The organism is Rhodoblastus sp. (assembly GCF_052145335.1).
Taxonomy (GTDB): Bacteria; Pseudomonadota; Alphaproteobacteria; order Rhizobiales; family Beijerinckiaceae; genus Rhodoblastus.
In genome coordinates this window covers 1-9,876 of sequence record NZ_JBKQOU010000008.1, presented here as the reverse complement: position 1 = coordinate 9,876, position 9,876 = coordinate 1, and the positions used below count along the sequence as shown (strand labels likewise).

Here is a 9,876-nt window from a genome sequence, read left to right as displayed (position 1 = left end):
TATATGGTGATGACGCTCGGCGCCTTCGCCGCGATCCTGTCGATGCGGGTCGACGGCCGGCCGGTCGAGAAAATCACCGATCTCGCCGGACTGTCGAAAACCGACCCGGCGATGGCGTTCTTCCTGTCGATGCTGATGTTCTCGCTCGCCGGCGTGCCGCCGCTCGCCGGCTTCTTCGCCAAGTTCTATGTCTTCATGGCGGCGGTCGAGGCGCATCTCTACTGGCTGGCGGTGATCGGCGTTCTCACCAGCGCGGTGGCGGCCTTCTATTACCTGCGCGTCGTCAAGATCATCTATTTCGACGAAGCCGCGCCGGCCTTCGACAAGGCGACCTTCACCCAGCGCACGGTGCTGGCCCTGGCTTCGCTGGCCATGCTGCTTTTCTGGGTCTATCCGGCTCCGCTGGTCCAGGCGGCCACGTCGGCGGCGAAGTCTTTGTTCTGATTAAGTGAAGCTGGGCGTAAAAGCTTCGGCGGCCGGATACCGGCTGCAGGAATTCGCGGCGCTCGGCTCGACCAATGACGAGGCGATGAGCCGGGTTGCGCTGGGCGATCCGGGACGGCTGTGGATCGTCGCCGACGAACAGTCGCGGGGCAGGGGCCGTTTCGGCCGGCAATGGCGCTCCCCGCCGGGCAATCTCTACGCCAGTCTGCTGCTGATCGATCCGGCGCCGCCGCCGCTGTCGGCGCAACTCGGCTTCGTCGCCGGCGTCGCCCTGGCTTCCGCGCTGCGGAAAATGCTCGGCGGCGACGGAAAGCTGAAACTCAAATGGCCGAACGACGCGCTCTACGACGGCGCCAAATTGTCCGGCCTGCTGCTTGAAGGGGTCTGCCTGCCCTCTGGCCTGTTCGGCTGCGTCATCGGTTTCGGCGTCAATTGCCAGTCCTCGCCAGATGAAGCGCCCTATCCGACGGCCAGTCTCAGGAGCATCGGCGCGGCCTCGGCGGATCGCGAAACCTTGTTCGCCGCCCTGTCGGACTTTGTCGTCGACTGGCTGGAAATCTGGGCGCGCGGAGAGAATTTCGCCGCCATCCGCGCCGTGTGGCTGGACTACGCCGGGGGAATTGGCGGCCCGGTCCGGGTCAGCCGGAATGGCTCGCAAAGACAGGGGATTTTTCGTGGCGTCGACGCGCAGGGGCGGATGCTGCTGGAGACCGCCGACGGGGCAGTGGAGATCATAGAGGCGGGAGATGTCGCATTAGGTTAAAACTTGCGCGATGGCGGCGGATCGCCCAATGTCACCGCAACCAAAGTCGAAACTTCTGAAAGCATTGCAAAAAGCCGGGCAGGGCGCCCAGGTTTTGGGGCGATCAAGACCGGTGAAAGAACAAGAAATGGCGTCTGGAACTGACGAAATTGTGTTTGCCCCGCTTGGCGGCCTGGGCGAGATCGGAATGAACGCCGCGCTCTACGGTTTTGGCCCTCCCGGCAAGCGCAAATGGATCATGGTCGATTGCGGCGTCGCCTTCGCCGGCGCCGACATGCCCGGCGTCGATCTGATCCTGCCCGATCCCGCTTTCATCGAGAAGAACAAAAAAGACCTGCTCGGCCTCATCATCACGCACGCCCATGAGGATCATGTCGGCGCCATCGCCGCGCTGTGGCCGCGTCTTGGCTGCACGGTCTACGCTACAAAATTCGCCGCCGGCCTTCTGCATACCCGCCGCCTCGCCGAACCCGGCGCGCCGAATGTGCCGATCGAGATCGTCGCCCAGGGCTCGCGTCTGACGCTGGGGCCGTTCGAGATCGAATTCGTGCCGATGTCGCATTCGATTCCGGAATCCAACCTGCTGGTGATCCGCACAGCCGCGGGGACCGTGGTGCACAGCGGCGACTGGAAACTCGACGCCAATCCCGGCCTCGGCCGCTCCACCGATATCGAGCGGCTGAAGCAGATTGGCGATGAGGGCGTGCGCGCCCTGATCAGCGATTCCACCAATATCCTGCGCGACGGCGAAAGCCCTTCGGAAGCAGAGGTCGCCAAGGTGTTGTCCGAAAAGATTTCGGCGGCAAAGGGGCGCGTGCTGGTCACGACTTTCGCCTCCAATGTGTCGCGGCTGCGCTCGGTTTGTCTCGCGGCGCACAGGGCGGGGCGCCAGATCGTCCTTGCCGGCCGCGCCATGGAGCGCGCCATGGATGTGGCGCGCGAATGTGGCTTTCTCGACGGCGTGCCGGAACTGCTGGGGCTGGACTCGTTTTCGCGCCTCCCGCCCAATCGCGTGCTGGTTCTCGCCACCGGCAGCCAGGGCGAGGCCCGCGCCGCCATGTCGCGCATTATCAGGGGCGACCATCCGGTAAAACTCTCCGCCAACGATCTGGTGATCTTTTCCTCGCGCAGCATTCCCGGCAACGAGCGGGAAGTGAACGCCATCGTCAACGCCCTTATCCTGCAGGGCGCCGACGTGATCACAGACCGCGATGCGCTGGTCCATTGCTCCGGTCATCCGCGTCGGGGCGAGGTGGCGAAGCTCTATGAATGGCTGCGGCCGCAAATCGCCGTTCCCGCCCATGGCGAAGCGCTGCATCTGCGCGTGCACGCCGATTTTGCCCGTGAGCTGGGCGTCAAGCAGGTTCTGGTGGCGCACAACGGCGACATGATCTCGCTCGGCCCCGACGCGCCGGCGCATCTGCAGCAAATCCACCATGGCCGGCTCTATCGCGACGGCGAGGTGATCCTTCCCGAGACGGACGATTGTTTCCGCCAGCGCCATCGCCTCGCCGCCGCCGGCATCGTCACCATCGCTTTCGCGGTCACCGCGAAAGGCGATATCGCCGGGACGCCCGATGTGCTGATGTTCGGCCTGCCTACGATGACGCGCGACAATCGTCCAATGGACGAAGTGGTGGATCGCGCCTTATTCCAGACCCTCGACGGGCTGCCGCGCGGAAAGAAAAAGGACGCCGACGCCGCCTGCACGGCGGTCGAGCGCGCGGTGCGCGCCGCCGTCTCCAACGCCTGGGGCAAGAAGCCGCATGTCCATGTTCTGGCGATCGAAGTTTAAGGCGATTGCGCAATGGCGTAGCCGATGCGCAATTGCTAGGAGCGAATGCGACCAAAGCCCGTCTTTAGACGGGCGTCTAAAGACGCCGCCCTATGTGGCTGATGCGAGGGATTCGTTGAACGCGACTTGTCGCGATCAACAGAAAATGAAGGAGTCTTAAATGATTGGCCGTCTCAACCATGTCGCCATCGCAGTCAAGGATATCGCCGCCTCTTCCGCCACCTATCGCGACGTTCTCGGCGCCAAGGTGTCCGCTCCAACGCAGCAGCCCGATCACGGCGTAACCGTGGTTTTCATCGAATTGCCCAACACCAAGATCGAGTTGCTGGAGCCGCTCGGCGTCAATTCGCCGATCGCCAAGTTTCTCGAAAAAAACCCCGACGGCGGCATGCATCACGTCTGCTACGAAGTCGAAGACATTTACGCCGCGCGTGAAAAACTTAAAAGCGCCGGCGTGCGGGTGATTGGCGACGGCAATCCGAAGATCGGCGCCCACGGCAAGCCGGTGCTGTTCCTGCATCCCAAGGATTTCAATGGAACCCTGGTCGAAATCGAGCAGGTGTGAATCGTTAAAGTAAGGGGGAAGGTCGAGGAAATGTCGGGTTTCAATTTCGCCCCCTTCTCCCTGCCAATGGCTTTGGCGGTTTTTTTCACCGCCTGGTGGGTCTGCCTGTTCGTGGTGCTGCCATTTGGCGTCCGCAACCATCAGGAAGAAGCCGAGAACCTGCCCAAAGGGGCCGATCCTGGCGCGCCGGTCGCGCCGATGCTGGCGAAAAAGGCTGTCGCCACCACGCTCCTCGCGGGGCTCGTCTATGCGCTCATCGTCGTCCTGACGAACTGGCTGGGCTGAAGCCTGCGACCGAGAAAAAACGGCCGTAAAAACGATTGCATTTAAGCAAAGCGACGTCGCCGGCAAAAGCTCGGCCCGGGCTTTTCTTGTCCTGTTAAATGACGGATAACATAGGGGAAATTTTGGCCGAGCGAGTCGCGGCCCGCGGGAAAAGAATAAACCTTTCCGGAAGGCGTCATGTCACAAACTTCGTTGATTTCCAATTCACCGCCAGGACCCGCCCCGAAATTGAGCGACTTCACCCATATCGCGCGCGAAAAACTGCGCTATGGCGACACCGACCGGCAGGGCCACGTCAATAATGCGGTTTTTGTCACTTTTCTCGAAACCGGCCGAGTAGAACTCTTGCTGAACAGCGAAGTCGATCTGTGCGGACCAGACGGCGCGTTTGTGCTGGCGCGGTTGTTGGTTGATTATCGCAGGGAAATGATCTGGCCCGGCGAGATCGAGATTGGCGCCAATGTCGAGAGCGTCGGGCGCAGTTCGCTGCGCATCTCCCAGGCGCTGTTCCAGAGGGACGTCTGCGTCGCCACTGCGGAATCCATCGTCGTGCTCACCGACGTGACGACGCGGCGCTCGAAGCCGTTTTCCGACGAGGCGCGGGCTTATCTGATGCGCGCGCCAGGGAAGATGAATCAGTCCTGAGTTTGGTTGCTGCCCGTTTCGATATCCTTGACCAGCGCCGCGTTCACGCCGAGTTGCTTTAGTCTTTCCAGGGAAATGGTCACCGGCCCGGAGCAGACGCCTTCCACCGCGTGCGGCAGGCAGCAGGCGTGCATGGCCAATCCTTTTTCCTTCGCGTCCGGCCACAGCTGGAAAGTCAATTTCTGATGTGCGAATTCCTCCTGGCATTCCGGGCTTTCCTTTGCCGACTGCTCCACGAAAAGCGCCTGCAAACGCGGCGAGGCGACCCCGTTGGGCGTTGGCGGCGCGTCGGAGGGCTCCTCCTTGAGTTCAGAGGGAAGCAGCTTTTTCCAGTCCGCTCGTTCACCGGTGTTCAGATCGAAAACCAGGGAGTCCATGATGAAATTGGGATGGGCGCCGCCGCAGGATACATTTCCGTGCCTGAAGAAACTGACGAAGCTGGCGCCGAGCAGGGGCGCATCGACGCCTTGCTCCCACCAATAGCCCTCTTGCGGCGAATCGCGCAGACAATCCGCCATGTCCTTGAGTTGCTCCCGGTTGGCGGCGCGCAAGGCGCGATTGATTTTGGCGATCGCTTTTGTTTTGCCGACCAGCATCGGCAAGGCCTCGGCGTTTTTGGCGAGGTTGGGCATCTTCCGTAACGTCGGCGCAACATTTCCCGCCCAGGCCGGCGGCGCCGCCAATGCGATCAAAAAAGCGATGAAAATGGATTTCATGGGCCGCTCCCTGCACGCAAGCGCCCGATCGCCCGGTGAAGCGCGAACTGCCTGAGTTGGCGATTCAAGCCATCTTCCGCCGATGGATTGTAGCCATGCCGAGAACGCCCATGGCCATGGCCTGATGCGCCAAAGCCGCCCACAGGGGCACGGCGAGCACCAAGGTGGTGATCCCCAATCCGGCCTGAAGCAATATGAAAAGCGCCAGCAGAATCGCGCGCCGCGCCGCCCGCCGTCCCAGTGCCGGTTGCTGCGCGTGAATCGCGTGAAAGAAAGCCAGAGCCAGCAATAAATAGGCGACCATGCGGTGCTGGAACTGCACCATTGTGACATTGTCGAGGAAATTGGCGGTCCACGGCGTCAGTTTGAACAAATGGTCAAGCGGCGGGATGAAACGCCCGTCCATCAGCGGCCATTCGTTATAAATCAGACCGGCGCGCAGGCCGGCGACCAGACCGCCGAGGCCGATCTGGACCAAAGCCAGAGCCAGGATGGCGCTCGCCTCGCCTCGCAGGCGGGGCGCGCCGCAGCCAAGCGAATCTCGGTAATTGGGCTGGAGCCCTGCGGCGGTCCACAGCACGGCGACGAAAGTCGCGCTGGCCAACAGAAGATGAATGGCGAGGCGCTCCTGCGCCACTTCGACGCGATGGACGAGGCCGGATGAGACCATCCACCAGCCGACGAAACCCTGAAGGGCGCCCAGGGCGAAAATGCCGGCAAGCCGCCAGCGCAATTCGCCGACGATTTTTCCTCGCGCCAGAAACCACAGGAAGGGGATGGCGAAAATCAGCCCGAGCAGCCGGCCGAGCAGGCGATGGCTCCATTCCCACGCGTAGATGGTCTTGAACCGGGCAAGGTCCATGTCCGGGAATAATTCGCGATACTGCGGGATCTGCTGGTATTTCTCGAAAGCCTCGCGCCAATCGGCGTCTTTGAGGGGCGGCAGGGCGCCGGTCAGCGGCTTCCATTCGGTGATCGACAGGCCGGATTCGGTCAGCCGCGTTGCGCCACCGACCACCACCATGGCGAGAATGAGGGCGGCGACGAGCCAAAGCCACAGGCGGACGCCACGAAAGGGGTCGGGCGCCTGTTGAACCTTGTGCTGGTTTCGATTCGGCATGTCGCGTTCCGGCGAATTATCGGCGGCATTTAGGCCGAGAGCGCCAGGGGAAGCAAAGAAAAAACCGCACCGGCGGGCGCCGATGCGGTTCTGCCCTCAAAAAAGGTGACGGGATCACTCGTCGTCGGAATTGTCTTCGTGTTCGTGATGGCTCCAGCCCTCGCCGCCGCCGTGATGGCGCCAGCCGTGCTCCATCGCACGATGCATCATGTGCTGACGCATTTCCGCAAATTCCTTTTTCTGCTTGTCGTCGAGGCTGTTGTAGAAGGCGAGCAGCTTGGGCTCCACGGTCTTGAAAGTGTCGAGGCGGCGCTGCAGCATGGCGCCCCGGAAGGCGAGCCTTTTCTCGAAGGACGAGAAGTCGGGCTTGCTGGCGCAGAGCTCGGCCTTGGCGTCGGCGTGGGCCTTGGCGCGGGTATCCTGCAGATCCTTGAAAGCGGCCTTCTGGGCGTCGGTCAGTTGGAGGCGAACGCCAATGCGCGCGGCCATCACAGCCTGCTCTTCGACGATTTTTTCACTCATGCCCGTGTCCGAGCACATTTTCTCGATTGCGGCCTGCGGCCCCCCGTGCTCATCCATTTCGGCGCGGGCGGGCGAAAGAGCCAGCGCGCCAGCGGCGCAGGCGAGCATGAGGGCGGAAATTTTTAAAATACGCATCTTGGTCTCCCAGGAGCTTTCCTGATTACGCGCGTTATGGCGGCGCGTCGGATGGTAATTTGCCCGATCGGGAATGAACTTGTAATGAACGCGACAAGAGGATTTTGATGCGCAACCGCAGCAAGAAGTTGATCGGGACGATTTTCATGGTCCTGTTCGTCGTCGTCTACGCGCTGGTGGCCATGGTGCTGGCGCAAAAGACCGCCATGCAGGTCGAATCCGGCTTCTGGAGAACTATCATTTTCGCTCTGCTCGGCCTCGGCTGGGCGGTTCCGCTGATTCCTTTGATCCTGTGGATGGAGCGGCGAGACTGAGAAGTTCTTTTTTCAGCCGACGTTGAGTCGGCGGCCGCGATTCCACAAGGCGAATGGCGCGCCGGACAAAAGCGCGTCGAAACAGTGGGCGTCCTGCCACAGGCCATTCACCGAAAGCCGCGGCAGCGCCCGCTTGTGCGCGCCATGCTCGGGAAAGATCATGCCGGGGCGGGTCGTCACCGCAGTGACGAAATCCAGCTTCTCGGCCAAGGCGAATTCGCGCGGCCCCGCCGATCGGGCGTCGCCGTATGGAAAAGCGAAATGCCGGCAGGGCCGACCTAGTTCTTGCTCCAGTCTTTCCCGGCTTCCCGCCATTTCCAATACGGCCGCGTCCTCCGGCAATCGCGCCAGGCGCGGATGGGTCAGCGTATGGGCGCCGATAGTCGCCAGCGGATGCGAGGCCAGGGCGCGCAATTCGTCCCAGTCGAGGCACATTCTGTCGACCAACGCATGCGAATCGACACAGGCGTGGTCATTCTCGCGCGCGATAGATCGCATGAAATTTTCCTCGTCGCCTTTTCGCAGCCGAAGAGCGAGGCGCTGGAATGTGGCGCTTTTTTCTCTTCCGCTTTTCGCCGGCAGCGACAGAAGCGCGCCGTTGAGCTCCAGTTCGATCCGGTCCAGCCGGTTTGTCGTCGCCTCCAGTTCAATCCACCACGGACACGCTGTGCGGTCGGCGAAACCCGGCGCGATGTAGCAGGTGAAAGGCGCGTCGTGGCGCTCGAGAACCGGCAGGCCATAAGCGACGACATCGCGAAAACCGTCGTCGAACGTCAGCGCCGCGAAAGGCGCGCCCTCGCCGTAGGAGATCCGCGCCGCCGCCTCGTCGAGCGAAACGATTTCCATCCCGTTTTCGCGCAGGCGGGTCAGCACGCAATCAAGGAATTCGGGCGTGATCTCGAGCAGGGCGTTGGGCGCGAAGCCGCGACCTTCGGGGGGACGTATGCGATGAAAAGTCAGGATGGCGCCGTTGCCACGAAAGCGACGGCTGGCGAGGCGATGCAAACGGGTTGCGCGAAACAGGCCGAATCCCGCCGCGATCAGATTTTGCTTCAGAGCCATTCCTGCCACAACTCGAAACCCGCCACACAACCCAAGATAGCAATCTTGCGTTGACCTTTCGTTGCTAGAAAGCGCTTTCCACCTCGAATTGGGACGCCATATGTTCGTCACCGCGCCGCAAACAGACTGGCCGCGCCAAGCCGCTTCCCGCCCGGACAGGGCGGTTTTTGCCGGCTTGGAGGTTTGCCGGAATCCTCTCGACGCGCTCGCGGTCTGGCGCACACTGGCGCCGGCGGGTCGCGGCTCCTTCTATCAAAGCGAAAAATTCCTGCTGGCCTGGCTCGAACATCTCGGCGCCAAGGAGAAGGTCGAGCCCTTCTTCATTGTCGCGCGTGACGCCTGTGGCGCGCCGCTAGCGCTGCTGCCTCTGGGCCTCTTTCGCTTTGGACCACTGCGCGTGGCTCAATTTCTCGGGGGCAAGCACGCCAATTACAATCTCGGCCTGTTTCGCGGGGACGCCGCATTTTCCGCGCGGGATCTGCGCCTTCTGCTGCGCGAAGCGGCGCGCGCGAAAGGTGGCCCGCATCTCTATTGCCTTTTGAACATGCCGCTGTTTTGGCGCGGCGCAGCCAATCCCTTGACCCTGCTACCGCATCGATCTGGCGCGGACCATGCTTACGCCACGGCCCTGGGCGAGGACGGCGACGCGTGGCTCGCGACGCGGCTTTCCGCCGCCACGCGAAAAAAGTGGCGCAAGAAGGAGAAGCGCCTGGCCGGCATGGGCGAACTGTCCTATTTTCGCGCCAAAAACCAGGCGCAGGCGCAGGAAATTCTCGACAGCTTTTTCCGGCAGAAAAGCCGCCGCTTTGCCGGTTTGGCCGATCAGGCCGAAGCAGCGGCGACGCAGGACTTTTATGCGGCGCTGAGCTCCTTTGGCGCCGAAGGCGCGGCGCCGGCGGTCGAGCTTCATGCTCTGACGCTGGGCGGCCGTGTGATCGCCACTCTTGCGGCGGGGCTCAACGGCGGCCGGTTGCAAGCTTTGTTCAATTCCTTCGACGCCGATCCACCCATCGCCCAGTGCAGTCCCGGTGAGATTTTGCTCAGCCATGTCCTGCGCGACGCCTGCGCGCGAAAAGTCACGGCATTCGATCTCGGCCTTGGAGACGCTCGTTACAAGAAAACTTTTTGCGACGATGTCGAATCCATTGCAGACACGCTTTTCGCCCCCAGCTTTTTCGGGCTTTTGGCGCAGCCCTTTTTCGTTGCGAGCCTTGTTGCGAAAACGACGATCAAGCAAAATCCGAGCCTTTGGCGGCTGTTCGACAGGATGCGACGGGGGCAGAGCCTTTTCCGCTCCAATTAAATCGGAGCAGGGCTCTGGCTTTTGCTTTGACGCGTTTTCTTCACGTTCGCAGGGCGGCGAGGCGAGGCGCCAATTGATCGTCCTATTGACCGGGGGGAAGAAGCCCTGTACTTCCCGTTTCGCCCGCAAGGGAGCGCGTAGCTCAGCTGGTAGAGCATCTGACTTTTAATCAGAGGGTCATGGGTTCGAGTCCCATCGCGCTCACCA

12 protein-coding genes and 1 tRNA gene are annotated in these 9,876 nt (G+C 62.0%); 9 read left to right on the top strand and 4 right to left on the bottom strand.

From position 1 onward, the window contains the following. From ACLP2E_RS00565 to ACLP2E_RS00540, 6 genes are all read left to right on the top strand, one after another. On the top strand, nt 1-444 hold a 444-nt coding region (locus tag ACLP2E_RS00565; RefSeq protein ID WP_442464841.1), incomplete at its 5' end, for a proton-conducting transporter transmembrane domain-containing protein. Nucleotides 445-448: 4 nt separating this feature from the next. Beyond that, nucleotides 449-1,207, top strand: coding sequence for a biotin--[acetyl-CoA-carboxylase] ligase (locus tag ACLP2E_RS00560; RefSeq protein WP_442464840.1), 759 nt, complete (start codon nt 449-451; stop codon nt 1,205-1,207). Nucleotides 1,208-1,334: 127 nt separating this feature from the next. After that, nucleotides 1,335-3,002 (top strand): ribonuclease J, encoded by a 1,668-nt coding sequence (locus tag ACLP2E_RS00555; protein ID WP_442461034.1) that lies wholly within the window; start codon nt 1,335-1,337, stop codon nt 3,000-3,002. A 160-nt stretch (nt 3,003-3,162) separates the two neighbouring features. Continuing rightward, on the top strand, nt 3,163-3,567 hold the full coding sequence (mce, locus tag ACLP2E_RS00550) for a methylmalonyl-CoA epimerase (RefSeq protein ID WP_442461033.1): 405 nt from the start codon (nt 3,163-3,165) through the stop codon (nt 3,565-3,567). 30 nt (nt 3,568-3,597) lie between these two features. Further along, on the top strand, nt 3,598-3,852 hold the full coding sequence (locus ACLP2E_RS00545; RefSeq protein WP_442464839.1) for a DUF1467 family protein: 255 nt from the start codon (nt 3,598-3,600) through the stop codon (nt 3,850-3,852). Nucleotides 3,853-4,029: 177 nt separating this feature from the next. Beyond that, nucleotides 4,030-4,497, top strand: coding sequence for an acyl-CoA thioesterase (locus tag ACLP2E_RS00540; protein WP_442461031.1), 468 nt, complete (start codon nt 4,030-4,032; stop codon nt 4,495-4,497). On the opposite strand, the gene ACLP2E_RS00535 is transcribed toward ACLP2E_RS00540, so the two are convergent. The 3 genes from ACLP2E_RS00535 to ACLP2E_RS00525 all read right to left on the bottom strand — a co-directional run bounded on the left by ACLP2E_RS00535 (nt 4,488) and on the right by ACLP2E_RS00525 (nt 6,990). Then, nucleotides 4,488-5,213: a hypothetical protein gene (locus ACLP2E_RS00535; RefSeq protein WP_442461030.1), complete on the bottom strand. Its 726-nt coding sequence runs from the start codon at nt 5,211-5,213 to the stop codon at nt 4,488-4,490. The two genes, ACLP2E_RS00540 and ACLP2E_RS00535, sit on opposite strands and share 10 nt — an antisense overlap. Before the next feature lie 64 nt (nt 5,214-5,277). Next, nucleotides 5,278-6,333, bottom strand: coding sequence for a COX15/CtaA family protein (locus tag ACLP2E_RS00530; RefSeq protein ID WP_442461029.1), 1,056 nt, complete (start codon nt 6,331-6,333; stop codon nt 5,278-5,280). 114 nt (nt 6,334-6,447) lie between these two features. After that, nucleotides 6,448-6,990: a Spy/CpxP family protein refolding chaperone gene (locus ACLP2E_RS00525; protein WP_442461028.1), complete on the bottom strand. Its 543-nt coding sequence runs from the start codon at nt 6,988-6,990 to the stop codon at nt 6,448-6,450. Between the two features lie 107 nt (nt 6,991-7,097). On the opposite strand from ACLP2E_RS00525, the gene ACLP2E_RS00520 reads away from it, so the two are divergent. Then, nucleotides 7,098-7,304 (top strand): DUF2842 domain-containing protein, encoded by a 207-nt coding sequence (locus tag ACLP2E_RS00520; protein WP_442461027.1) that lies wholly within the window; start codon nt 7,098-7,100, stop codon nt 7,302-7,304. Between the two features lie 12 nt (nt 7,305-7,316). Here the strand turns inward: ACLP2E_RS00520 and ACLP2E_RS00515 are convergent, their stop codons facing one another. Further along, entirely contained in the window at nt 7,317-8,366 is a 1,050-nt protein-coding gene (locus ACLP2E_RS00515) for a polysaccharide deacetylase family protein (RefSeq protein WP_442461026.1), read from the bottom strand. A 100-nt stretch (nt 8,367-8,466) separates the two neighbouring features. Here ACLP2E_RS00515 and ACLP2E_RS00510 point away from each other — a divergent pair, with 100 nt between their 5' ends. Both ACLP2E_RS00510 and ACLP2E_RS00505 read left to right on the top strand, forming a co-directional pair. Continuing rightward, a complete protein-coding gene (locus ACLP2E_RS00510; protein ID WP_442464838.1) occupies nt 8,467-9,669 on the top strand; it encodes a GNAT family N-acetyltransferase in 1,203 nt (400 codons plus the stop codon). Nucleotides 9,670-9,800: 131 nt separating this feature from the next. Then, a tRNA-Lys gene (locus tag ACLP2E_RS00505) sits at nt 9,801-9,876 on the top strand.

Bases quoted from the DNA above. Each gene is read 5' to 3' on its own strand.
- ACLP2E_RS00555 (WP_442461034.1), top strand. From the start codon at position 1,335: ATGGCGTCTGGAACTGACGAAATTGTGTTTGCCCCGCTTGGCGGCCTG.
- mce (WP_442461033.1), top strand. From the start codon at position 3,163: ATGATTGGCCGTCTCAACCATGTCGCCATCGCAGTCAAGGATATCGCC.
- ACLP2E_RS00545 (WP_442464839.1), top strand. From the start codon at position 3,598: ATGTCGGGTTTCAATTTCGCCCCCTTCTCCCTGCCAATGGCTTTGGCG.
- ACLP2E_RS00540 (WP_442461031.1), top strand. From the start codon at position 4,030: ATGTCACAAACTTCGTTGATTTCCAATTCACCGCCAGGACCCGCCCCG.
- ACLP2E_RS00535 (WP_442461030.1), bottom strand. From the start codon at position 5,213: ATGAAATCCATTTTCATCGCTTTTTTGATCGCATTGGCGGCGCCGCCG.
- ACLP2E_RS00530 (WP_442461029.1), bottom strand. From the start codon at position 6,333: ATGCCGAATCGAAACCAGCACAAGGTTCAACAGGCGCCCGACCCCTTT.
- ACLP2E_RS00525 (WP_442461028.1), bottom strand. From the start codon at position 6,990: ATGCGTATTTTAAAAATTTCCGCCCTCATGCTCGCCTGCGCCGCTGGC.
- ACLP2E_RS00520 (WP_442461027.1), top strand. From the start codon at position 7,098: ATGCGCAACCGCAGCAAGAAGTTGATCGGGACGATTTTCATGGTCCTG.
- ACLP2E_RS00515 (WP_442461026.1), bottom strand. From the start codon at position 8,366: ATGGCTCTGAAGCAAAATCTGATCGCGGCGGGATTCGGCCTGTTTCGC.
- ACLP2E_RS00510 (WP_442464838.1), top strand. From the start codon at position 8,467: ATGTTCGTCACCGCGCCGCAAACAGACTGGCCGCGCCAAGCCGCTTCC.